This window comes from Pseudomonas sp. G3-39, from assembly GCF_054790485.1.
Genome location: NZ_CP186497.1, coordinates 4,105,708 through 4,129,861 on the forward strand (window position 1 = coordinate 4,105,708; position 24,154 = coordinate 4,129,861).

The 24,154-nt window shown below is 61.0% G+C and carries 22 protein-coding genes; 12 read left to right on the forward strand and 10 right to left on the reverse strand.

All coding sequences use genetic code 11. The features are described 5' to 3' along the window. Positions 1–23 precede the first annotated feature (23 nt). Positions 24–1,250 carry a molybdopterin molybdotransferase MoeA gene (locus tag ACOYXG_RS18305; RefSeq protein ID WP_103368469.1) on the reverse strand — a complete coding sequence of 409 codons (1,227 nt, stop codon included), beginning with the start codon at positions 1,248–1,250 and terminating at the stop codon, positions 24–26. Then, positions 1,234–1,773, reverse strand: coding sequence for a molybdenum cofactor biosynthesis protein B (gene moaB / locus ACOYXG_RS18310; protein ID WP_003226719.1), 540 nt, complete (start codon positions 1,771–1,773; stop codon positions 1,234–1,236). The genes ACOYXG_RS18305 and moaB overlap by 17 nt, the downstream gene beginning before the upstream one ends. Positions 1,774–1,855: 82 nt before the next feature. Here moaB and mobA point away from each other — a divergent pair, with 82 nt between their 5' ends. Beyond that, positions 1,856–2,458, forward strand: a complete 603-nt coding sequence (gene mobA / locus ACOYXG_RS18315; protein WP_150368240.1) for a molybdenum cofactor guanylyltransferase MobA — start codon at positions 1,856–1,858, stop codon at positions 2,456–2,458. Positions 2,459–2,536: 78 nt separating this feature from the next. Then, entirely contained in the window at positions 2,537–2,758 is a 222-nt protein-coding gene (locus ACOYXG_RS18320) for a YgdI/YgdR family lipoprotein (protein WP_003226722.1), read from the forward strand. A gap of 77 nt (positions 2,759–2,835) precedes the next feature. On the opposite strand, the gene ACOYXG_RS18325 is transcribed toward ACOYXG_RS18320, so the two are convergent. The 3 genes from ACOYXG_RS18325 to ACOYXG_RS18335 form a co-directional block, all read right to left on the reverse strand. Then, positions 2,836–3,726 carry a pseudouridine synthase gene (locus ACOYXG_RS18325; protein ID WP_150368241.1) on the reverse strand — a complete coding sequence of 297 codons (891 nt, stop codon included), beginning with the start codon at positions 3,724–3,726 and terminating at the stop codon, positions 2,836–2,838. Between the two features lie 81 nt (positions 3,727–3,807). Next, positions 3,808–4,125, reverse strand: coding sequence for a transcriptional regulator (locus ACOYXG_RS18330; protein WP_003226726.1), 318 nt, complete (start codon positions 4,123–4,125; stop codon positions 3,808–3,810). A gap of 167 nt (positions 4,126–4,292) precedes the next feature. After that, positions 4,293–4,529 carry a glutaredoxin family protein gene (locus ACOYXG_RS18335; protein WP_027613422.1) on the reverse strand — a complete coding sequence of 79 codons (237 nt, stop codon included), beginning with the start codon at positions 4,527–4,529 and terminating at the stop codon, positions 4,293–4,295. A 201-nt stretch (positions 4,530–4,730) separates the two neighbouring features. On the opposite strand from ACOYXG_RS18335, the gene ACOYXG_RS18340 reads away from it, so the two are divergent. Continuing rightward, the gene (locus ACOYXG_RS18340; RefSeq protein ID WP_115989244.1) at positions 4,731–6,443 is read left to right on the forward strand and encodes a cation:proton antiporter; all 1,713 of its coding nucleotides are present in this window, start codon (positions 4,731–4,733) and stop codon (positions 6,441–6,443) included. On the opposite strand, the gene ACOYXG_RS18345 is transcribed toward ACOYXG_RS18340, so the two are convergent. Next, on the reverse strand, positions 6,440–7,648 hold the full coding sequence (locus ACOYXG_RS18345) for an ammonium transporter (protein WP_460353248.1): 1,209 nt from the start codon (positions 7,646–7,648) through the stop codon (positions 6,440–6,442). The two genes, ACOYXG_RS18340 and ACOYXG_RS18345, sit on opposite strands and share 4 nt — an antisense overlap. A 305-nt stretch (positions 7,649–7,953) precedes the next feature. Between ACOYXG_RS18345 and ACOYXG_RS18350 the strand changes: the two genes are divergently transcribed. The 8 genes from ACOYXG_RS18350 (at position 7,954) to ACOYXG_RS18385 (ending at position 19,303) form a co-directional block, all read left to right on the forward strand. After that, on the forward strand, positions 7,954–8,268 hold the full coding sequence (locus ACOYXG_RS18350; protein WP_003226733.1) for an ElaB/YgaM/YqjD family protein: 315 nt from the start codon (positions 7,954–7,956) through the stop codon (positions 8,266–8,268). 2 nt (positions 8,269–8,270) lie between these two features. Then, positions 8,271–8,657: a phage holin family protein gene (locus ACOYXG_RS18355; protein WP_027613425.1), complete on the forward strand. Its 387-nt coding sequence runs from the start codon at positions 8,271–8,273 to the stop codon at positions 8,655–8,657. Continuing rightward, on the forward strand, positions 8,654–8,992 hold the full coding sequence (locus ACOYXG_RS18360; RefSeq protein WP_027613426.1) for a hypothetical protein: 339 nt from the start codon (positions 8,654–8,656) through the stop codon (positions 8,990–8,992). The genes ACOYXG_RS18355 and ACOYXG_RS18360 overlap by 4 nt, the downstream gene beginning before the upstream one ends. A gap of 124 nt (positions 8,993–9,116) precedes the next feature. After that, positions 9,117–10,280: an EAL domain-containing protein gene (locus ACOYXG_RS18365; protein ID WP_096794968.1), complete on the forward strand. Its 1,164-nt coding sequence runs from the start codon at positions 9,117–9,119 to the stop codon at positions 10,278–10,280. 76 nt (positions 10,281–10,356) lie between these two features. Then, positions 10,357–11,685, forward strand: a complete 1,329-nt coding sequence (locus ACOYXG_RS18370) for a deoxyguanosinetriphosphate triphosphohydrolase (protein ID WP_003226741.1) — start codon at positions 10,357–10,359, stop codon at positions 11,683–11,685. Between the two features lie 350 nt (positions 11,686–12,035). Next, positions 12,036–12,662 carry a response regulator transcription factor gene (locus tag ACOYXG_RS18375; protein WP_027613428.1) on the forward strand — a complete coding sequence of 209 codons (627 nt, stop codon included), beginning with the start codon at positions 12,036–12,038 and terminating at the stop codon, positions 12,660–12,662. A gap of 8 nt (positions 12,663–12,670) precedes the next feature. Beyond that, on the forward strand, positions 12,671–16,309 hold the full coding sequence (locus ACOYXG_RS18380) for a transporter substrate-binding domain-containing protein (RefSeq protein ID WP_460353254.1): 3,639 nt from the start codon (positions 12,671–12,673) through the stop codon (positions 16,307–16,309). 48 nt (positions 16,310–16,357) lie between these two features. Continuing rightward, positions 16,358–19,303: an HD domain-containing phosphohydrolase gene (locus ACOYXG_RS18385; protein WP_460353256.1), complete on the forward strand. Its 2,946-nt coding sequence runs from the start codon at positions 16,358–16,360 to the stop codon at positions 19,301–19,303. Here the strand turns inward: ACOYXG_RS18385 and ACOYXG_RS18390 are convergent, their stop codons facing one another. Both ACOYXG_RS18390 and ACOYXG_RS18395 read right to left on the reverse strand, forming a co-directional pair. Further along, on the reverse strand, positions 19,304–19,786 hold the full coding sequence (locus tag ACOYXG_RS18390) for a GAF domain-containing protein (RefSeq protein WP_460353259.1): 483 nt from the start codon (positions 19,784–19,786) through the stop codon (positions 19,304–19,306). Continuing rightward, positions 19,783–20,673, reverse strand: coding sequence for an ATP-binding protein (locus ACOYXG_RS18395; RefSeq protein WP_027613432.1), 891 nt, complete (start codon positions 20,671–20,673; stop codon positions 19,783–19,785). Before ACOYXG_RS18395 ends, ACOYXG_RS18390 begins: the two co-directional genes overlap by 4 nt. Positions 20,674–20,838: 165 nt before the next feature. Between ACOYXG_RS18395 and ACOYXG_RS18400 the strand changes: the two genes are divergently transcribed. Beyond that, positions 20,839–23,160, forward strand: coding sequence for a hybrid sensor histidine kinase/response regulator (locus ACOYXG_RS18400; protein WP_210558379.1), 2,322 nt, complete (start codon positions 20,839–20,841; stop codon positions 23,158–23,160). Here ACOYXG_RS18400 and ACOYXG_RS18405 read toward each other — a convergent pair. Then, positions 23,144–23,605 (reverse strand): MarR family winged helix-turn-helix transcriptional regulator, encoded by a 462-nt coding sequence (locus ACOYXG_RS18405; RefSeq protein ID WP_027613434.1) that lies wholly within the window; start codon positions 23,603–23,605, stop codon positions 23,144–23,146. The two genes, ACOYXG_RS18400 and ACOYXG_RS18405, sit on opposite strands and share 17 nt — an antisense overlap. Next, positions 23,602–24,087, reverse strand: coding sequence for a glutathione peroxidase (locus ACOYXG_RS18410; RefSeq protein WP_027613435.1), 486 nt, complete (start codon positions 24,085–24,087; stop codon positions 23,602–23,604). The genes ACOYXG_RS18405 and ACOYXG_RS18410 overlap by 4 nt, the downstream gene beginning before the upstream one ends. Positions 24,088–24,154: the final 67 nt, after the last annotated feature.

Below are 24,154 nucleotides of genomic sequence, written 5' to 3' on the forward strand. Positions count from 1 at the left end.
AGCCTGCAATTACCGGAAGCGGATCAGCCGAGCAGGTCGCTCAGGGGAATGAACCCGACCTCATCGCCTTCTACCAGCGTGCGGCCTTCCAGCACCTCTACCAGACCATCCGCCCAGGCCGCGCTGCGCAGCACACCGGAGCTTTGATTGCGGTAGATGATCGCCCGCCCCTGCTCGAGACGACCGCGCAGGTATTCGCGCCGATTGCCGGCCACAGGCCAGACAAAACCTGCCGGAATCGTAAACTTCAGGGGTTCGACATCCTGTACGCCCTGACGCCGCAACAAGTAGGGCCGCGTGAGCAGAGCAAAGGTCACCAGCGTCGAAGCGGGGTTGCCCGGCAGGCCGATGACCGGCACCTTGCGAAAATGACCGAATGTCAGCGGCTTGCCCGGTTTAATGGCCAGTTTCCACAGCGCCAGCTCGCCCTCTTCCCGCAATGCGATGCCAAGAAAATCCGCTTCACCGACCGACACGCCTCCGGTCGAGAGAATCAGGTCGACACCCTGCAAGTCGCCAAGGCGCGCCCGTGTGGTCGCCAGATCGTCCGGAAGAATACCGGCATCAATCACTTCACAACCCAGGCGCTGCAGCCAGCTGCACAACACCACCCGATTACTGTTGTAGATCTGCCCCGGCCCCAGCGGCCGGCCCGGCTCGACGAGTTCATCGCCGGTGGACAGCACCGCCACTCGGACCTTGCGTACCACATTCAGCCCGGCACATCCCAGCGACGCCGCCAGACCTTGTTCGATCGGTCCCAGGCGGGTACCTGCAGCCAGAATCAACTCACCCACGGTGGTTTCTTGCCCCTTCGGACGAATGTTCTGGCCGACGCTCATGGTTTCGATGAAACGCACGCTGCCGTCGTCCTGAACCTCGGCATTCTCCTGCATTTCCACGCAATCGGCCCCGGCAGGCACTGGCGCACCGGTGAAGATCCGCGCGCAGGTACCGGGCCTCAACGGCTCAGGCGCCTGCCCGGCAAAGACTTTCTGGCTGACCGGCAGCGGTGCGCCGGTCCAGTCGGCCAGATTCAGGGCATAACCATCCATGGCGCTATTTGGCCAGGGTGGCAGGTCCAGGGTCGAAACCAGGTCCTCGGCGAGCACCCGCCCCTCGACTTCGGCCAAGGGCAGAAACTCGCGTTCGACAATCGGCGAGGCTTCAGCCATCTCCAACAGGCGGGCCAACGCTTGCTCGACAGGCATCAGGCTGCCGGTCTTGCCCGGCTTACCCACGGGATTCACAGGGCGCCGCCTGTTTCAGGTGAGGGACGAAGTTGCACGGACGGTGCCGCGAATCCAGCTGTTCGGCGAGAATGCCGTCCCAACCGGTGCGCACCGCATTGGTCGAACCTGGCAGGCAGCACACCAGTGTGCCATTGGCCAGACCGGCCAGTGCCCGCGACTGCACGGTCGAAGTACCGATATCGGCCACCGAGATCTGGCGGAACAGTTCACCGAAGCCGTCAACCTGTTTGTCGAGCAGACAAGCCACGGCTTCAGGAGTGCTGTCACGCCCGGTGAAACCAGTGCCGCCGGTAATCAACACGACCTGCACGACGTCCTCGGCAATCCAGTGGGCAACTTGCGCGCGGATCTTGTACAGGTCATCTTTGAGCAGGACCCGTTCGGCCAAGCGGTGACCGGCAGCAGTCAGGCGGTCGACGAAGACCTGGCCTGAGGTGTCGGTTTCCAGGGTTCGGGTATCGCTGACAGTCAGCACCGCAATGTTCAGCGGCGCAAAAGGTACATCGGCCTTGGCTTTCATTAGGCTCGTCCAGTTGTAGGAGAAACAGCCCGGTGTTATATCACAGCGCCTGAATTTTTCGCCGCCCCGCTGGAGAGCTGCCATGACCTCGAATACGCCATTGCCCCCCTGCTCCATTCTGCTCCTGGCAGGCGGACGCGGCCAGCGCATGGGCGGCCAGGACAAAGGGCTGGTCGAATGGCAGGGTGAGCCGCTGATTGCGCATTTGCAGCGCAAGGTCCGACCGCTGACTGACGATCTGATCATATCCTGCAATCGCAATCACGAGCGTTATGCAGCCTACGCCGATCAATTGGTCAGCGATGAGCAAGGCGATTTTCCCGGTCCCCTGGCCGGCATCCTCGCCGGACTCAAGGCAGCCCGCCAGCCACACCTGCTGGTCTTGCCCTGCGATGTGCCGCGAATCGACGCCGCGCTGTTGCAGGACATGCGTGAAACCGCCGACCGGTTTCCTGAAAAACCTTTAATGTTGCGTCACGACGACCACTGGGAACCCCTGCTGTGTGTAATTCCCGTCGCCCTGTTGCCCGCCTTCGAAACCGCGTGGAACGCCGGTGAACGCAGCCCCGGCCGGATCATGCGCAATCTCGGCGCGACTGCCCTGCAATGCCCGGACAATGACCCGCGCCTGGCCAACCTGAACACCCCCGAACTGTTAAATACGCATAACACTGTGTCAGACTGACAGCATTCAAGGAACTCTCACGCCTTGTATACGTCTCAAGCTCAGTAACCAAAAGTATTCCCATTCGGAGACACACCCATGACTCAACGGACCCTCGCCACTTTCATGCTCGCACTGGGCCTGGCTACCCTCGCTGGTTGCTCGTCGCCAACAGTGATCACCTTGAATGACGGTCGCGAAATCCAGGCCGTCGACACCCCGAAATACGATGAAGATTCGGGCTTCTACGAGTTCAAGCAACTGGACGGCAAAGAGACCCGCATCAACAAGGATCAGGTTCGTACCGTTAAAGAGCTGTAAGCTTTACGTCGACACCGGATACAGAAAAGCCCGCATTAATGCGGGCTTTTTCATGGGTGAGGGGAAAGTGAATGGCGTCACCACTGCAGGGTGATCTGACTTTCGAACACGCGTTCTTCGCCGGTGACCGGGTCGACAAACCGCAGCCCCTGTGCCAACAGCTTCAACGGATTGGCATAGTCATCCTCAACGTCTTTCAACACATCCGGGTAGAACGGATCGTTACAGATACTCGCCCCTAGCGCGGTCATATGCACCCTTAGCTGATGCTTCTTGCCGGTCACCGGGTACAGGCCGTAGCGCCACAGATCACCGTTCTTTTCCCGGACTTCCACCGCTGTTTCCGTATTGGCAACGCCTGGCCCTTCCTGCATGCGGAAGAATGGTTCGCCATCGATCAGACGGCTTTTGTGTACCAGGGGAAATTCGAGCGCCGGAAGCGCACGGGCAATCGCCTCATAGCGTTTATCGATCTGCCGCGTAGGGAACAGCGACTGATATGCGGAGCGGGTTTGTGGGTTAGCCGAAAAGATCACCAAGCCTGCCGTGTGCCGGTCAATGCGGTGCAGTGGCACCAGATGCGGATTATCGAGGCGACGGATCAGACGACGCAGCAACGTCTGTTCGACGTATTCGCCGGCCGGCGTCACCGGCAGGAAGTGCGGCTTGTCCGCCACCACCAGATGTTCGTCCGCATACAGGATCGACTCGACCACCGGGATCGGTTTTTCATCCGGCACTTCACGGAAGTAGTGAATGCGCAGGCCTTCCTTGTACGGCAGATCCAGCGCAATCGGCTGCCCCTGACCATCCAGTACCCTGCCCCGGGCGATCCGGTCCAGCCATTGCTCGCGACTGATCGCACTGAAATGCTCACACAGGCAATCAAGGACGGTAGGCCAACTCCCCGGAGGAAGGTAAAGGGTGCTGGCCTGATTCTGCGCAGCGGAAAACGTTGGTGTGGACATACGGAAATTCGAACCCTCAATGCAGGTCGGCATTATCCAACACTGAGCGATACGAACCTAGCGCCGATTCCACCGCCCGCTTCAGGCCGGGATCGACTTGAGCGCGGCGGCTTCGGTGAATTCCTTGAGCCAGCGCAGCACATCGACGGCCTCCCAGCGCCCCGGGTCATACAAGGCATAGAGCAGGCCCTGATAACCGACCACATCCAGTTGCTTGTGATAACCGGCACGCTGGAACAGCGCCTCGATCTCGGCAAAACAGGTGTTGAAATGCAATTTGTTGAAAGGCGTCTTGCCCTCCGTGACCAGCCCGTCCAGGCGCAACTCGAGGACGGCCTCGCGCACCACGTCAACCGACATCCGGTTCACGCTGTTCTTCAACTGTTCGACATTGACCACGGTTCGTCCCTCTGACTGCCGGATTCACCTGCTCAAGTCATCAAAAGCAGCAGGCCCCTCCAATTACTGTATGCACATACAGTAACCGAATAATCCGCAAAGCGCCAAGGGAAGGATGCGCGGTCGCGACCGGCGGAAAGCCATGTCGCGTCAACGAAGAAACAGGCTCAGCGCAGGAAGGCCACCACCTGATCGGCACTGAAAGGCCAGCTCAGCTCCGCGCCGGTGTCAATTCGGCGCAGTACCGGAATTCGCAGGCTGTAAGCCTCGAACCAGGATTCATCGTCAGCAATATCCACCAGTTCGACCAGCAGACCATGCTCGACAAAAGGCATCAACTCGGCCTCTGCCACCTCACACAAATGGCATCCCAAGGTGCCGAACAACTGACATTCAGGAGGCATGATCGCTCAACCGGAAAAATGAGCGTTCATTCTAGGCCTGCCTCGAAAACCCGTCGAGCCGCTGCCGCCCAAAGGCCCGAGCACGGCAACCAGTACGCAAAGCCCTGACGCAAATCAGTCCAGAGAAAAGCCAATCAGGCCATGCTCCCGGGCTTTTTGCCTCTACGCTTGAGAAGCCTGAGCCTGACATCGGAGTGCCTTGTGTTTGCCAACCTGCTGATCATCCTCGCCTCATCCCTGGTGATGATTGCCCTGTTTCGCCGCCTGCGCTTGCCGCCGGTGCTGGGCTATCTGTGCGTGGGCCTGATGGTGGGGCCGACCGCGTTCAACTGGGTCAACGAGAGCGAGCACCTGCCGGACGTGGCCGAGTTGGGCGTGGTGTTTCTGCTGTTTTCGCTGGGCCTGGAGTTTTCCCTGTCGAAAATGATCGCGCTGCGCCAGGTGGTGTTTCGCCTGGGCAGTCAGCAGGTATTGCTCAGCACGGCATTACTGGGAATAGTGCTGATCGTGCTGGGCATGCCGACGACCCCGGCCCTGCTGCTTGGCGCCGGGCTGTCGTTGTCGTCAACGGCGATTGTCACCAAGGAGTTGAGCAGCCTGGGCGAGGTGTTCAGCAGTCACGGGCAAAACGCGGTCGGGGTCCTGCTGTTTCAGGACGTGGTGGCGGTGTTATTGCTGACCTTGGTGCCAGTGTTTGCCGGCAGCAGCGAACAGGCCTGGTACTGGGCCTTGCCGCTGACGCTGGTAAAGACCGTGGTGCTGTTTTTCGGTCTGCTGCTGGCCAGCCGCTGGTTGCTGCCACGGCTGTTCCATGAGGTGGCCGCGTCGCGCTCGGCGGAATTGTTCGTCCTGCTGGCGCTGGTGATTGTGCTGCTGACCGCCTGGCTGACGCACCTGCTGGGCCTGTCCCCTGCCCTCGGCGCATTTCTCGCCGGCATGCTGCTCGGCGAGAGCCACTATCGCCATCAGATCGAGGCCGATATCCGGCCGTTTCGCGACATCCTGCTCGGGGTGTTTTTCGTCAGCATCGGCATGCTGATCGACCTGCAACTGTTCGTCAGTCACAGCCTGCTGATTCTCGGCCTGACCCTCGGCCTGATGCTGATCAAAGGCACGGTCGTCGCGCTGTTGGTGAAGTGGCGCGGCAGCGATCACGAAACTGCCTGGCGCAGCGGCCTGGCCCTGGCGCAAGGCGGTGAGTTCTGTTTTGCGCTGATGGCGCAGATGCAGCAAAACCGCATGCTGCCTGACGAGCTGGGCGGCCTGCTGCTGGCGGCGACGTTCTGCTCGATGCTGCTGACCCCGCTATTGTTGCGCGGGGCACCGAAAATTGCCCTGCGCCTGCATCGCAAGCCGAATCAGGAGGCGCAAATCGAGGAGATCAGTGCGCTCAACGCCGACCTCGATCAGCATGTGGTGATTTGCGGCTACGGGCGCGTTGGCCAGTCCATCGGCCGCTTCATGCGCAATGCCAATCAACCTTACATCGCGTTGGACAACGATCCGGTGCGCGTGCAGGAAGCCGCGTCCGAGGAAAGTGATGTGCATTATGGCGACTCATCGCGCGGTGACTTGCTAACGGCCATCGGATTGTTGCGCGCGAAACTGCTGGTGATCGCCGTGGATCAGAGCGATGTCAGCCTGCGGATTCTCAAGGAAGCGCGCCGGCTCAATGCGCGGATACCGATTCTGGTGCGCACCCGCGACGACAGCCAATGGGCTGAACTCAAAGCTGCCGGCGCCACCGAAGTGGTGCCGGAGCTATTGGAGTCGAGCCTGATGCTCGCCTCCCACGCCTTGATCATGCTCGGTCTGCCAGCTCATCAGGTACAGGAGAAAGTCGACCAGGTGCGCATCAATCGCTATCGCCTGTTGCATGGCTTTTACCCCGGCACCGACGACAAGGAAACTTAGTCCTGACTGACCGCGCCGATCTTGTGCAGCGACAGGTCGGCGCCGTAATACTCTTGCTCCTGACTCAGGCGCAGACCGTGCAAGGCTTTGATCACGCCGTAGACAGCGAATCCGCCGATCAGCGCGACCACCACACCCAGCGCAGTGCCGATCAACTGACTGATCAGGCTGACGCCACCGAGGCCACCCAGCGCAGTCTGGCCGAAGATGCCGCAGGCGATCCCGCCCCACACCCCGCACAAACCGTGCAACGGCCAGACGCCGAGTACATCGTCGATACGCCATTTGACTTGCGCGGCGGTAAAGCACCAGACAAACAGTGCACCGGCAATCGCGCCGGTCACCAGCGCACCCACCGGGTGCATCAGGTCGGAACCGGCGCAGATCGCCACCAGCCCGGCCAACGGACCGTTGTGCAGGAAGCCCGGGTCATTGCGCCCGACGATCAACGCCGCCACCGTGCCGCCGACCATGGCCATCAGCGAGTTGACCGCCACCAGACCGCTGACGCCCTGCAAGGTCTGCGCGCTCATCACGTTGAAGCCGAACCAGCCGACAATCAGAATCCACGAGCCCAGCGCCAGAAACGGAATGCTCGACGGCGCGAACGCCACCAGCCGCCCTTCGCGATAACGGCCGTTACGCGGGCCGAGCAGCAAAACCGCCGCCAGTGCCAGCCAGCCGCCCATGGCGTGCACCACCACCGATCCGGCGAAATCATGGAACGCCGCGCCAAAACGTGCCGTCAGCCAGGCCTGCAGACCGAAGTTGCCGTTCCAGACCATGCCCTCGAAAAACGGGTAGATGAACGCCACGATCAGCGCCGTTGCACACAACTGCGGAACGAAGCGCGCACGCTCGGCAATCCCGCCGGAGATGATCGCCGGAATCGCCGCAGCAAACGTCAGCAGGAAGAAAAACTTCACCAGCCCATATCCGTGATCGGCACTCAGCACCGCCGCCGGTTGCATGAAGGTGACCCCATAGGAGATCCAATAGCCTATAAAGAAATAGGCCAGGGTCGAAACGGCAAAGTCGCTGAGGATCTTCGACAGTGCGTTGACCTGGTTCTTCTGGCGCACCGTGCCGACTTCAAGGAAGGCGAAACCGGCGTGCATCGCCAGCACCATCACCGCACCGATCAGAATGAACAACGTGTTGGAGCTGTGAACCAGCGTGTCCACAGCGCTTTGCAGATTTTCCATAAAGAGGCAGACCTGAAGGCTAAAAAGGCACCAAAGCGGTTCGCGCGGACAATTCATGCACCAAGTTGCGACCGGTCGGTCTGCGCAATGAAGCTGCGATGAACCGGTTTGGCGCACAAGGTCGATGTCCTGACACGAACCAGGATTATTTGAGTTAAGGTTTTGCTGCATGTACGCCCGCCAACAGCGCACGGCGGCAGCAGGACGCACCACGACATAGCAAAAGCTGTACCAGTCATTTGTACTGAACCTTCGCGCAAGGCTCATACTCGAACGCTTCAGACGTCACTTACGGAGATCCACCCATGGCCAGCATCAAGGCAAAGACTGCTCAAGAAATCCTGATGAACGACTTCCAGACTCTGGTCGCCGACACCGAGCGGCTGCTCGAACACACCGCGTCCCTGGCGGGCGATCAGGCTGATGAGCTGCGTGATCAGATTCACGACAGCCTGCTGCGCGCCCGGGAAACCCTGAAGCTGACCGAAGACACCCTGCGTGATCGCGGCCAGGCAGCGGTCACCGCCACCGAAGATTATGTGTCGGCCAACCCTTGGCAATCGGTGGGTATCGCTGCCGGGGTGGGCTTCCTGATTGGCCTGCTGGCCACTCGGCGCTGATCATGTCGATCGGCGAATCCGGCCTGGGGTCGGGCACCTCCTCTTCCACGCGGCGTCTGGGCGCCGCTGTTCTCGGCTTGCTGCACAGCCATGTCGAACTGTTCGGCATCGAGTTGCAGGAGCAGAAATCACGCACCGTCAGCCTGTTGCTGTTCGCAGGGCTGGCGCTGGTGTTTGCCCTGCTGTTGCTGGTGGGTCTGTCGACGCTGGTGCTGATCGTGTTCTGGGATACCTATCGTCTGGCAGCGATCATCGGCCTGTGCGTGTTCTACACCCTGGCGGCCGCTTTCTGCGGGCTGCGTCTCAAGGCAGCAGTCTTCGATGAATCCTCGCCCTTCCACGGCACGCTGGAAGAATTGGCCAATGATCGGGAGCGCCTGCTGCCATGAGCCTGCCTGAACTGCCACACAACAGCTCGCGCCGGGAAATGCGCAAGGCGCTGATCCGCCTGCGCATGGAAATGCATCGTCAGGAAATCCGCCACGAAGCCGGGCAAGTGCTGCAGCCCTTGCAACGCATGCGCGGCATGACGCAAAACCTGCAAGGCGGCTTCGGCATCAAGCACGCGCCGCTTTGGGGCGTGGCCGCCGTCACCCTGCTGGGCTTCATCACCGGCAAAGGCGCAAAAAGCGGCGGTGTTGGCGGGCTGACCCGGCTGATACGGCTGGGCACCAGCCTCGGGCCACTGATCAAACTGGTCATGCAGAGTTCGGGCAAACGCTAAGCCGACGCATCTGGCTACATTCTTGCAATATCCGCGGGATGAACCTCTTTACCCGGAGGTTCAATCCCGCGCGCCTACCCGGTCGGCGGGGTTCATCCAGAACAAGAACGACTAAGGAGGCCCCGTGATCGACGGGCAACCGCTCGCCTGCTTTCAACCTTTCATCGATACCGCCACCGGACGTATTGCAGGCGTCGAAGCATTGGGTCGCCTGCGCCAGCCTGACGGCCAACTGGCCTCGGTCGGGCCGTTGTTTGCCGACCCACGCACACCCGCCATCGCTCTGCGCCGGCTCGACCGGCAGATCCGCGACAACGCCCTGAGCCGACTGCATGAAGCCCCCGCCGAGTGGTTTCTCAGCCTGAACATGTCGCCGCGCTGGATCAGTCGCCTGCGCGCCGATCAACCGCTGCCCAGCCTCAAGCAGATGCTGCGCCACGGCGTCGATCCGCAACGCATCGTGTTCGAGATCACTGAACTGGGCGGCAATGGTCAGCGCCTGGCCGAAGTGGTCGCGCGCTATCGCGAGGCCGGAGCGCGGATCGCTATCGATGACTTCGGCGCCGGTTACTCGCAGCTCGATCGGGTGCTGGCGTTGCAGCCGGACATTCTCAAACTCGACATGCGCCTGTTTCAGGCTGCCGCACTGGGCGGGCCGAGCAGTGACGTGGTCAAGGCTCTGGCGCAAATGGCCGAAAAAACCGGCTGCTGGATCATCGCCGAAGGCGTGGAAACCGAGGCCCAGCTCAATTTCGCCCTGGAATGCGGTTCGCGCTACGTTCAGGGTTTCCTGTTCGCCCGGGCGCAGGAGGCGTTTTATCCGACCGACGCCTTCGTGCAGCGCTTCGCCGAACTGCGCCAGCGTTACGTGCGGCAGAAACTGGCCGAACGCGGGCGCCTGATGCAGATGCGCCAGCAACTCGGCGAACTGATGGCGATCCTCCAGAGCTGGGCTCAGGCCCACGCGCCGCTGAGTGCGCTGCCGCAACTCGAAGCCTTCCCGTGGTTGCTGCGGTTCTACCAATGCGACCGTCACGGCACCCAACTCACGCCCAACCTCGAATGGCGCAACAACGGCTGGGTCGCCGATAACCGCTATCTGGGCCACAACTGGTCATGGCGTCCGTACTTCTATCATTTGCTCGCCGAAGGCTGGGAAGAGCGACGCCTGACCCTGTCCAGCACCTACCGCGATGCCACCAGCAACCAGTATTGCCTGACCGCCGGGCAGTTCTTCGATAACGGCGAGCGCCTGCTGCTGATCGATATTGATGCCGCGGGCTTGTAGTTCCGCTTGCAGGTGTGTGGCTGAACCGGGAAGCTAGGGCAACAGTCATCCCAGTCACCGACGGAGAGAACCAGCCTTGGATTGGCAGACCCTGCTCAACCGCGAACGCCTTGGAAAACCGCTGCACAGCCCGCAAGAGCTTGGCCGCAGCCCGTTCCACAAAGACCACGACCGCATCATCTTCTCCGGTGCCTTCCGCCGTCTGGGCCGCAAGACCCAGGTGCATCCGGTGTCGAGTAACGACCACATCCACACCCGCCTGACCCACTCGCTGGAAGTCAGCTGCGTCGGGCGCTCGCTGGGCATGCGCGTCGGTGAAACCTTGCGCAGCGCCCTGCCCGACTGGTGCGACCCGAGCGACCTGGGCATGGTCGTGCAATCGGCCTGCCTGGCCCATGACATCGGCAACCCGCCGTTCGGCCACTCCGGTGAAGACGCGATTCGGCACTGGTTCCAGCAGGCAGCCGGGCGCGGCTGGCTCGACGGCATGAGCGAAGCCGAGCGCGGTGACTTCCTCAATTTCGAAGGCAATGCGCAAGGCTTCCGGGTGCTGACTCAGCTTGAGTATCACCAGTTCGACGGCGGTACCCGCCTCACCTACGCCACCCTCGGCACCTATCTGAAATATCCGTGGACCGCGCGTCACGCCGACTCGCTGGGCTACAAGAAACACAAATTCGGCTGCTATCAGAGCGAACTGCCGCTGCTCGAGCAGATCGCCCACAAGCTCGGTCTGCCGCAACTGGAAGACCAGCGCTGGGCGCGCCACCCATTGGTGTACCTGATGGAGGCTGCCGACGACATCTGCTACGCGCTGATCGACCTCGAAGACGGCCTGGAAATGGAGCTGCTGGAGTACGCGGAAGTCGAATCGCTGCTGCTCGGTCTGGTCGGTGACGACCTCCCGGAAACCTATCGCCAGCTCGGCCCGCAGGATTCGCGTCGACGCAAACTGGCGATCCTGCGCGGCAAGGCCATCGAGCACCTGACCAACGCCGCTGCCCGGGCATTCGTCGAGCAACAGGATGCGCTGCTGGCCGGCACCCTGCACGGCGACCTGGTGGAACACATGCACGGTCCGGCCAAACGCTGCGTACTGAACGCCAAGGACATCGCCCGCAAGAAAATCTTCCAGGACAAGCGCAAGACGCTGCATGAAATCGGCGCCTACACCACCCTGGAAATCCTCCTCAACGCGTTCTGCGGCGCGGCCCTGGAGCAACATGGCGGCCGCACGCCGTCGTTCAAGAGCCGCCGGATCCTCGATCTGCTGGGTAACAATGCGCCGGATCCCCATGGCCCGCTGCACACCTCGTTCCTGCGCATGATCGACTTCATCGCCGGGATGACCGACAGCTACGCCAGTGACATGGCGCTGGAAATGACCGGGCGTTCCAGCCACTGACAGAAAAAAAGTTGCTCAACCGGGTCAGGCAACTGCCCGGATGAGCGATACCTCGATTGAACCGGTTCTGTGGTCTCAGGCAAACGGATCGACTGAAAGGTAAATCCGTTTAACAGCCAACTACGCAAACAAAACCTTGTTTATTCAAGGTTCGACAAGCAACTTAAAACATTCAGATAAACAAATCAGCACAACACTTCCTTACGCGACACAGAGTTTGGTCGTAGTCGGTTTCCTTTTAGTGCGTAGGACTTATCCTATATTGCCGCAACAGCCCCGGGAGTTCATGCGGCAGCTCATTTATCTGAGCTAAGGTGCGCCCTTTATTCGCGCACGTATGGGATTTGATTATGAACTCCGTTTTTATTGTCGATGATCACCCCGTCATCCGACTTGCCGTTCGAATGCTGCTCGAGCATGAAGGTTACAAGGTCGTCGGCGAAACCGATAACGGGGTCGATGCCATGCAAATGGTCCGCGAATGCATGCCCGACCTGATCATCCTTGATATCAGCATACCCAAACTCGACGGCCTGGAAGTTCTCGCCCGGTTCAACGCCATGGGCACCCCGCTCAAAACCCTGGTACTGACGGCGCAATGCCCGACGCTGTTCGGCATTCGCTGCATGCAGTCCGGTGCATCCGGTTATGTCTGCAAAGAGGAAGACTTGAGTGAACTGGTCAGTGCGATCAAGGCGGTACTTTCCGGTTACAACTATTTCCCCAGCCAGGCATTGAATCCGGTACGCCTCGACGACGTGCGTTATGCCGAACTGGAGTTATTCAAATCCGTCAACGACCGCGAGCTGATGGTCCTGCAATTATTTGCCCAGGGACGCACCAACAAGGAAATAGCCAAGGGCATGTTTCTCAGTAACAAGACAGTCAGTACCTACAAAAAACGCCTGATGCAAAAACTCAAGGCCAGATCTCTGGTGGAACTGATCGAGATGGCCAAACGCAACGCGCTAGTGTGAGAGCCTGAATGCCCAGTCGTTTAAAGATCTGTCTCGCCCTATGTTGCGTCAGCCTGTGCCTGACGACTCAGGTGCATGCCAGCTTCGTCACCGCGCAAGATTATGTGCTGCGCAGCCGCTCGGGCCACGAAGCGCCATCCGTGTCCCTTGAACCCGCGCAACGGCAATGGCTGGAGAGTCGCCGCGAACTGGTACTGGGCACTTCCGCGCCGGACTATCCGCCGTTCGACATGACCGCCAGCGGTCGTGATTACGAAGGTTTTACCGCCGACTACGCCGGTCTGCTCGAACAGGCTGTCGGTTTGCCAATCCGGGTCAAGCGCTTTGCCTCACGGGAAGCCGCCTTGCAGGCGTTGATAGCAGGTCAGGTCGACATGCTCGGTACGGCCAACGGTTTCGAGGCCAGTAACGCAAATATCCTGCTTTCAACGCCCTACGCCATCGATCAGCCGGTTCTGGTTACCCGCGAAGGCGAGACCCGCTCGCTGACTGAAGGCCTGGCCGGTCTGCGGCTGAGCATGGTCTATCACTATCTGCCCCAGGATGAGGTCAAGGCGCAGTATCCCAAAGCCATCCTGACGTCCTATCCCTCCTATCAAAACGCAATCAACGCGGTAGCTTTCGATCAAGCTGACGTGTTTCTGGGTGACACCATTTCCACCCACTACATGATCAACAAGGGTTATCTGAACAACATTCGCATGGCCAATTTCGGCAAACAGGAAGCCCATGGTTTCAGCTTTGCCGTTCACGCCGACAACCCGCAACTGCTGGCGATCATCAACACCGTGCTGCAAGCCATACCGGCCAGCGAACGGGACAACATCGCCAAGCGCTGGAGCGCCGGCAGCGACATTCTGCTGACCGACCAGAAGCTGCAATTGACCCACCACGAAGAACAGTGGCTCAAACAGCACCCGGTGCTGCGCGTCGTCGTCAACGAGGCGTTCGCGCCGCTGACATTCTTCGACAGCGACGGCAACCTGCGAGGCATCACCGCCGACCTGCTCGAACTGCTGCGCCTGCGTACCGGCCTGCGCTTCGAACTGGTCCGCAGCCGCAGTGACGGAGAAATGATCGAGCAGATCAATCAACATCGGGCGGATCTGATCGCCGCGTTGCTACCCAGCCCCCAACGGGAAAAGACCCTGCAATTCAGCCGTCCCTATCTGGAAAACTCCTTCGTCCTGCTGACGCGCAAATCCGCTGACAGCCCGACACATCCCACCCAGCTCAAGAACCGATACCTGGCGATTGCCCAAGGCAGTCCCATGGCTGATTACCTGCGCCGCGAATTCCCCAACATCCACCTGATCGAAACCTCCGACACTTTCGGTGCCGCAACCTTGCTCGCCGAAGGCAAGGCCGATGGCGCCGTCGCCTCGCTGGTGATTGCCAATTATCTGATTTCGTCGCGGATCTTCGAACATCAGTTGCAGATCACCACCACCCTGGGCACACGTCAGGCGGCCTTCTCGCTGGCCAGCGCCCGTGACAATGCCGAACTGGGCTCGATCCTCGACAAGGCGCTGCTGAGCATCACACCGGAGGAACTGGGGGTCATCAACAGTCGCTGGCGCGGTTTCTCCAATGCGGCTCAAAGCAACTGGCATCACTACAAGCGCCTGTTTTACCAATTGATCGGCGCGGCCTGCCTGCTGCTGCTGTCGCTGTTGTGGAACGCCTACATGCGTCGCCAGATCAAGCAACGCCAGGCCGCCGAACGGGCACTCAACGATCAGTTCGAATTCATGCGTTCACTGGTCAACGGCACCCCTCACCCGATCTACGTGCGCGACCGCCAGGGTCTGCTGCAAAGCTGCAACGACAGCTACCTCGAAGCCTTCAACGCCAAACGCGAAGACGTGATCGGCAAAAGTGTCATGCAGGGCACCCTGAGCAACGCCTTCGAAGCCCAGGCATACCAGGCGGATTACCAGCGGGTGGTGGCCGAAGGCACGCCTCTGCTGCTCGATCGACCGCTGCACATCGGTGGCCGGCGTTTGACGATCTACCACTGGATCCTGCCGTACCGCGACTCCAGTGGCGATGTGCAAGGGATCATCGGCGGCTGGATCGACATCAGTGAACGTCGCCAGTTGTTCGATGAACTGCGCCGGGCCAAGGAACAGGCGGACAACGCCAACCGCGCCAAAAGTACCTTTCTGGCCACCATGAGCCACGAAATCCGCACGCCGATGAATGCCATTATCGGCATGCTCGAACTGACGCTCGAACGCATGAACGATCAGGCTCCGGATCGCTCCTCCATCGAAACCGCCTACTGCTCGGCCAAGGATCTGCTGGGCCTGATCGGCGACATTCTCGATATCGCGCGGATCGAATCCGGGCACCTGAGCCTGAGCCCGGAACGGGTCAATCTGGTCGAAACAGTGGCGTCGGTGGTCAGGATCTTCGACGGCCTCGCCCGCCAGAAAAACCTCCTCCTGCCGCTGATCATCAATCCGCCCGGGCTGCAGGTTGACGTGGAACTGGATCCGTTGCGCTTCAAGCAGATCCTGTCGAACCTGATCAGCAATGCCATCAAATTCACTGAGTCCGGGCAGGTGCGGATCAATCTGGATGTGCTGCCCAACGGGCCGGGCCAATGCTCGCTCGTTCAGTTGACGATCCAGGACACCGGGGTCGGCATCAGCATCGAAGATCAACAACGCCTGTTCGAGCCGTTCGCCCAGACCGAGAGTGGCCGGCAGCAAGCTCGCAGCGGCGCAGGCCTGGGGCTGGTGATCTGTCGCAACCTGTGTGAAATGATGGGTGGGCAGTTGCAGTTGAGCAGCCAGCCGGGGATCGGCACCCAGGTCTGCCTGTCGCTGCCGCTGCAGACGCTGCCGTGCCAGGTGACCACGGCAAAAACCGAGCCTGTGCTGCAAACCTCTGCACCACTGAACATTCTGGTGGTCGACGATCATCCGGCCAATCGCCTGCTGATGTGCCAGCAACTGGAGTTCCTCGGGCACCGATTCACCCTCGCCGAAGAGGGTCGGAGTGGATTCGAGAAATGGCAGACCGGTGCATTCGACCTGGTTATCGCTGACTGCAACATGCCGTTGATGAACGGCTACGAACTGACCGAGGCGATCCGCCAACAGGAACAACGCACTGGCCGCCCTCCGTGTACCGTGCTGGGTTTCACGGCCAACGCGCAGCCTGAAGAAGTACAGCGCTGCAAACAGGCCGGCATGAATGACTGTCTGTTCAAACCGTTGAGCCTTAGCGCACTGAGCCACTGGATCAATGGTCTGCAGCCCGCGACGCTTGAACCGGCGTTCAATCTTGACGGGTTGAGTCAGTTGACTGGCGGCAACCCGCTGCAAGTCCGGCGTCTGCTCACGCAATTGCTCAAGAGCAGCCGTCTCGATCGCGAGGAATTATTAGCCCTGGCCCCCTGCAATGATCGTCAGGCAGTGGCGCTGGTCGCCCACAAGATCAAAGGCGCCGCCCGGATCGCCCAGGCCTCGCGTCTGATCGCCTGTTGCGATGCGCTGGAACAGGCCTGCATGCAGACAACGCCCGCACCGACCATCGTGCGCTGCGTCGAGGCCACCGACGCAGCCATGCTCGAACTGGAGCAGGCGTTGCGGCAACAACTGGAACCGTTCGAAGAAAGCACAATGACCGAGCCTTAACTATGCTTGGACGCTGAGCAGTGTGTTTACTTCAATGGAGAGTCAGCAATGCCCAGCCCACTGCGCCCGGATCAACGCCGGTTCCCGTTGCACGTGCACATCAGCGTCATGTTCACCTTTCTGCTGTTGCTCACAGGCGTGGTGCTGGGGCTGTTCAATTATCGCCAGACCACCCGAATCATCCTGTCGAGCAGTGAAAACCTGTTCAATCGCATCGAACAGGATGTGCGCCTGGACCTGCATTCAACCTACGAACCGATCCGGCACCTGCTGAGCCTGCTGGCCGACAATCAGGCGGCCGAGGCGCCGAACCTGCAACAGCGTCTGGCGCTGCTCAAGCCGTTCAGTCAGTCGCTCAAGGACAACACCGATCTCGCCTCGCTGTATCTGGGGTACGGCAACGGCGATTTCTTCATGGTCCGGCCCTTGCGCACCAGCGCGCTGAAAACCCTGCTCAAGGCACCACCAACAGCGGCCTATCAGGTCTGGAGCATCGAGCACGACGCCAGCGGCACCGTATTGTCGCAGTCACTGTTCTTCGACCAGACGCTGACGCCTGTCGGACGCGACACCAATCCCGACGACCGCTACGACCCGCGTACCCGCAACTGGTACAACAACGCCCTGCAACAGGGCGATCAGATCACCACCGAACCCTATGTATTTTTTTCCACGCACAATGTGGGCACCACCCTGGCTCGACGCAGCAGCGCAACCAGTGTGATCGGTGCCGATCTGACTTTGGAGGCACTCTCGGCCACCTTGACCAAGCATGTGGTCACCCCCTCGACCGAAATCGTGCTGTTCGATGCCGATGGCAATGCGGTGGCCTATCCGGACAGCAGCCGGCTGATCGTCGACGACAGCAGCGCACGCCTGGCCAAAGCGGCCGACCTCAGCCCGAATCTGCACGCGTTGCTGTCCACCGCCCATCCGGGCAAACGGCTCGACGTCAATGGCCGCCACTGGATCGTCGCCCGCAGCACCCTGCAGGAAGGCGGGCCGAAAGGTTTGCAGATGGCCCTGCTGGTGCCCGAGGACGAACTGCTTGCCGATGCCTACCGCATGCGCTGGCAAGGCGCGCTGATCACCTTGGCGATCTTGCTGCTGTGCCTGCCGCTGGGCTGGCTGATCTCGCGGATTCTGGTCAAACCGTTGCACGCGCTGGTCAAGGAAGCCGACGCGATCCGCAGTTTCGATTTCAACTTTCCGGTCACCCGCCGCTCGCCGGTGCTGGAGGTTGACCAGTTGAGCCTGTCGATGGCGCGCATGAAGGACACGCTCGCCAGTTTCTTCCGCATCACCGACAGCCTCTGCGCCGAAACCCGCTTCGCCCCGCTGCTGCAACGGGTGCTGTTCGAAACGGCGCAGATCGCCCAGGCGCAGGCGGGGTTGATCTATCTGCGCGAAAGCGATGGCAACCGGATGGAGCCTTACGGACTGGTTATTGACGGCGCTTCGCACGAGCCGGGCGAGTTCGCTGTGCTGGGCCGGGATCTCCTGGCCGATCAAGGGCCGGCGTGGTTCCAGCAACTGATCAACGCTGACAACGTGGTCAGCAGCCTTGGCTTCGAGCAGGCCGGGGACTTGCAGAAAGTCCTGTTGGCCATGCAGTCGCCGCGCATCCACCTGATCGGCATCCGCCTGCGTAATCGGCACAACGAAACCATCGGCCTGTTGCTTCTGCTGATCAACGACAGCGGCAGCGCTCAGGACCTGGAAAAACTGCGCCCGGACCGCATCGCCTTCCTGCAAGCCGTGTCTGGTGCGGCGGCGGTGAGTATCGAAAGTCAGCGCCTGCAAGCGAAGCAGAAACAGTTGCTCGATGCGTTCATCCAGTTACTGGCCGGCGCCATCGACGCCAAGAGCCCGTACACCGGTGGCCACTGCCAGCGCGTGCCGGAACTGACCCTGATGCTCGCGCAGGCCGCGGCCGCCAGTCAGGCGCCGGCGTTCCAGAGCTATCAGCCCAGTGAAGATGAATGGGAAGCCCTGCACATTGCGGCCTGGCTGCACGATTGCGGCAAAGTCACGACGCCGGAGTATGTCGTCGACAAGGCGACCAAACTGGAAACCCTCAACGATCGCATCCACGAAATCCGCACCCGTTTCGAGGTGCTCAAGCGCGATGCCTGGATCGGCTACTGGCAGGCACTGGCGCTGGGCGGCGACGCGGCACAACTGAGCGAACTGCGTGACGCCACGTTGACGCAACTGGACGATGACTTTGCCTTCGTTGCCCGTTGCAATCTGGGCGGTGAGGCCATGGCACCCGCCGATCTGCAGCGCCTTGAACGCATTGCCGAGCGGCGCTGGATGCGCACCCTCGATGATCGCCTGGGGGTGTCATGGGAGGAAAACCGCCGCCAGGCGCAAACGCCGGCGGCGAATCTGCCAGTCAGCGAGCCACTGCTGGCGGACAAGCCCGAACACCTGATCGAACGCGCCGACAGCGAACTGATTCCGGAAGACAATCCGTGGGGGTTCAAACTGGATGTGCCGCGTTACAAATACAATCGCGGCGAACTGTACAACCTGAGCATTGCCCGGGGCACGCTGACCCGCGAAGAGCGCTACATCATCAATCACCACATGGTGCAGACGATCCTGATGCTCAGCCACCTGCCCTTCCCCGGGCACCTGGACAGCGTCGCGGAAATCGCCGGTGGGCATCACGAAAAGATGGACGGCAGCGGTTATCCCAAACGCCTGAAGCGCGAGGACATGAGCCTGCCGGCACGGATGATGGCGATTGCCGATATTTTCGAGGCACTGACAGCGGCGGATCGACCGTACAAGAAGGCCAAATCCTTGAGTGAAGCCCTGGGGATCATGGCCACCATGTCCCGCGAGGCGCACATCGACCCCGAGCTGTTTGCGCTGTTCATCAACGATGGGGTGTACATGCAGTACGCCGCACGGTTTCTCGATCCGCGCCAGATCGATGTGGTGGATCCGGCCAGCCTGTTGCGCAAGGCTGGCCTGAGTGCCTGATCAGCAGTCGGTCAGACGCAGGAAAATCGCCGCCAGTTGCTCGATTCCGGACTGATCGGCGGTGCCGAAACGTGCGAGTTTCGGGCTGTCGAGATCAAGTACGCCGATCAACCGACCGTCCTTGACCAGCGGCACTACCAGCTCGCTGTTGGAGGCGCTGTCGCAAGCGATATGACCGGGGAACGCATGCACGTCTTCAACGCGCAGGGTCTGTCGACTGGCCGCTGCTGCGCCACACACACCGCGACCGAACGGAATGCGCACGCAGGCGATCTGCCCCTGAAACGGGCCAAGCACCAGTTCTTCGTTGCGATTGAGGTAGAAACCGGCCCAGTTCAAATCGTCGAGTTGATTGAACAGGAACGCCGAAAACTGCGCGGCGTTAGCGATGAAATCGCGCTCGTCCGCCAGCAGCGATTCCAGTTGTGCGGCCAACATGCCATAGCCTTCGAGGCCCTGGCCGCTTTGTTGCAAATCAATCATGCCTTGTGCTCCAGCAATTTCAGTCCCACCCAGTAACGGGCGAATTGGTACGCGCAACGTCCGTTGCGATTGCCGCGCCCGGTTGCCCAGCGCACGGCGAGGATGTCGAGCTCTTCGTCGCGCTGCCAGCTCAAGCCGGCCTTGGCGGCCAACTGGCCGATCCAGTGCTCGACGACGTTGAGGAAGTGTTCCTGGGTAAACGGATAAAACGACAACCACAGGCCGAAACGGTCGGACAAGGCGATCTTGTCTTCCACCGCCTCACTCGGATGCAGCTCGCCGTCGACGCGCTTCCAGTTTTCGTTGTCGCTTTCCTTTTCCGGCACCAGATGGCGGCGGTTGGAAGTGGCGTACAGCAGAACGTTGTCCGGGGCCTGTTCGAGCGAGCCGTCGAGCACGCTTTTCAGCACGCGATAATCGCCTTCGCCGGATTCGAACGACAGGTCATCGCAGAACAGCACGAAGCGTTGCGGCAGTTTGCCGATCTGCTCGACCACGCGCGGCAGGTCGGCCAGATGGTCGCGCTCGATTTCGATCAAACGCAGGCCGGCCTTGGCGTGTTCGGCCAGCAGCGCGCGCACCAGCGACGATTTACCGGTGCCGCGCGAGCCCCAGAGCAGCGCATGGTTGGCCGGCATGCCGTCGAGAAACTGCTGAGTGTTGCGGCCCAGTTGTTCTAACTGACGGTCGACACCGATCAGGTCGGACAGGCGCATGTCGAGGCTGACTTCCAGCGGCAGCAAATAGCCGCTGCGCCCGTCACGCTGCCAGCGCGCCGCCAGGCAGGTTTCCCAGTCGATCAGCGGACGCGGCGCCGGCAGCAAGGGTTCGATCCGCGCCAGAACCGACTCGGCGCGTTCAAGAAAAGCATTCAATCGGGAATCCACGTCTTCTCCTCGGGCACGTTCACAGTGATGATGTCGATCCAGCGACGACAGACAGATCTCAATCCCCGTTCAAGCCTTGTTACAAGGCGCTTCGGGAACCTCGGTATCCATACATGATCGACTATGCTTGAGCAGCGAAGGGAAACGGAAGTGGTTCAACACCCCATGGATATCAAATTCACCCACCGGCTGTCATACAAGCAAGCCAGATTCACGGTGCTGGTCGGGTTCGTTCTGGGCACGCTGCTCAGCCTGCTGCAAATCGGCATCGATTATGCCAGCGAAGACGCCTCCATCAACCGTGAAATCCTGTCTTTGCTGGAAATCAGCCACAATCCGGCGTCGCGAATCGCCTACAACATCGATGCGGAACTGGCGCAGGAACTGACCCTGGGCCTGTTGCGTTCGCCGGCGATCATCTCGGCGCAACTGACCGACAACAACGGCAACGTCCTGGCCAACGTCAAGCGCCCGGAGCTGCAAAGCGGTTACCGGGTGATCAGCGACTTTCTGTTCGGTGCCAAGCGCCAGTTCGAAGACCGCCTATACCTCGACCACCTGCCCGAGGAATCACTGGGCACGCTGAGCCTGGAGGTCGATACCTACGCGTTCGGCAGCCGGTTTCTGCGCCGCGCCGAAGTCACCCTGCTCAACGGCTTTGCCCGCAGCCTGATTCTCACCGGGATCCTGTTGGCGCTGTTCTACGTGATGCTGACCAAGCCACTGGTGCGCCTGATCCGGGAACTCAGCGCGCGTGACGCACGCAGCGCAGAACCGACGACCCTGGAATGTCCTGCCGGCCACGCCAATGACGAGATCGGCGTACTGGTCAAAGTCGCCAACCAGCAGTTCGACAATATCGCCACGGAAATCCAGCAACGGCGCAACGCGGAAAACCGCCTCACCGATTACCTCGGGCAACTGGAGCACATCGTCTCGGCCCGCACTGCCGAGCTCAAGGCCATCAACACCCGGCTCAGCCAGTCCAACGAAGAACTGGAAGTCGCTCGCAGCACCGCACTGGACATGGCCGAAGCGCGCTCGGCATTCCTCGCCAACATGAGCCACGAGATCCGCACCCCGCTCAACGGCCTGCTGGGGATGATCGCCTTGTCCCTCGATGGGCCGCTGAATGCCGAGCAGCAGCAACAGCTGTCGATTGCCCACGATTCGGGCAAAGTGCTGGTGGAACTGCTCAACGATATTCTCGACCTGTCCAAGTTCGATGCGGGGCAACTGGAGCTCGAACACATCCCGTTCGACCTCGGCTCACTGATCGAGGACACCGCCAACCTGCTGTCGCAGAACGCTGCGCCGAGCGTCGAGCTGACTTGCCTGATCGACCCGCACTTCCCCGCGCTGGTGCTGGGGGATCCGACCCGGGTACGGCAGATCGTCAGCAACCTGCTGTCCAATGCCCTGAAGTTCACCCGCTTCGGCCGGGTCGATGTGCGCCTGTCCGCCCACAAGGACGGGGTGCGCATCGAAGTCTGCGACACCGGCATCGGCATCGCTCAGGATGCCCAGGTGAAAATCTTCCAGCCGTTCACCCAGGCCGGTGCCGGCATCACCCGGCAGTACGGCGGCACCGGTCTCGGTCTGGCGTTGACCTACAACCTGTGCGAGGCCATGCAAGGCCGATTGACCATCAGTTCCGAGGCCGGTTTCGGCAGTCAGTTCTGTGCCGACCTGCCACTGCTGTGTCACACCCGGGCGGTCATGCCGCCGCCACTGCACGGCAAGGTGCTGGCGATCACGGCCGCCAGCAGCGGGCTGGCGGAACTGCTCAAGACATTGCTGCCGGTGTGGGGCGTGACCTATGAGCAGCGCACCATGGATGACCCGTTGCTGGGCCTGTCACCCGATCTGCTGATAACCGATTGCCCGGAATGCCTGTTCAGTCTGCGCCCGACCATCAGCGCACCGATCCTCGTCGTAACCGCTTATGGCAGTTTCATGCCCGGCGAAGAAGCCGCCGCTCTGGCGCCATTGCAGCAACAAGCCCGACCGCTGGCACGCAACGCGCTGTACCAGATCCTGCGGCGCATTCTGCTGGCCGATGTCACCACGAGCAACGACGCGCGCCTCGAGAGCCAGCCGGTCCGGCGGCGCGGAAAGGTGCTGCTGGTGGAGGACAATCCGGTCAATCAACTGGTGGCCAAAGGCATGCTCGGCAAGCTCGGTTGCGACGTGGTGGTCGCCGCCCACGGTGCCGAGGCGCTGGATCAACTGGAGCACGATGAGTTCGATCTGGTGCTGATGGACTGCAACATGCCGGTGATGGACGGCTACGAAGCGAGCCGGCAGATCCGCCAGAGCGGGCGCTGGCCGCATTTGCCGATCGTCGCGCTGACCGCCAACGCCATGTCCGAGGAACGCGAGCGCTGCCGTGCGGCCGGCATGAGCGATTACCTGGCCAAGCCGTTCCGCCGCGAAGAGCTGGCGGCCCTGCTCGACCAGTGGATGCCGGCTACGTCAGCGCTTTGATCTGTCCCAGCAAGTGATCGAGGCCATTACGCAAATCGTTGAGCCGATCAAGATCCACCCCGCTGTCGCACAACAACCGGGCCTTGAGCGGCCCGACCTGCTCGCGCAGCGCTTGGCCTTGCGCGGTCAGGCTCAGATGCACTTCACGCTCGTCGCGCGCCGAACGCTGGCGTTGCACCCACTGCAATTGTTCAAGACGCTTGAGCAACGGCGTCAGGGTGCCGGAGTCCAGCGCCAGGCGCTCGCCCAACGCCTTGACCGTCGGTTGCTCCGGTGCACTGTCCTGCCACTCCCACAGCACCAGCATCGCCAGGTACTGCGGGTAGGTCAGGCCGAGTTGATCGAGCATCGGCTTGTAAGCGCGAATCACCGCCCGGGACGCGGCGTACAACTTGAAGCACAACTGACTGTCGAGCTTCAGCGAATCGTCGGGCAGGCTGTTCATTTGAGCAGGGCTTCGATCTCGCCGCTGATGTCCTGCGGCTTGGTGGTCGGGGCGAAACGCTTGACCAGTTGCCCATCCTTGCCGATCAGGAACTTGGTGAAGTTCCACTTGATGCCCTCGGAGCCGAGCAAACCCGGAGCGCGCTTTTTCAACTGCACGAACAGCGGATGCGCATCAGACCCGTTGACGTCGATCTTCTTGAACAGCGGGAAGCTCACGCCGTAATTCAGCTCACAGAACTCGCTGATCGCCCCCTCGTTGCCCGGCTCCTGCTTGCCGAACTGATTGCACGGGAATCCCAATACCACCAGGCCCTGATCCTTGTAGGTCTGCCACAGCTCTTCCAGGCCTTTGTATTGCGGGGTGAAGCCGCATTTGCTGGCGGTGTTGACCACCAACACCGCTTTGCCGGCAAAATCGGCCAGGGTCTTTTGCTCACCCTTGATGGTGGTGACGGGGATATTCAGCAGGTTGTCGCTCATGAGACGGCTCCACGGGTTATCGGGAAAGGCCAAACATAGCGAGCAATTAAATTGTGTGCAATTTAAT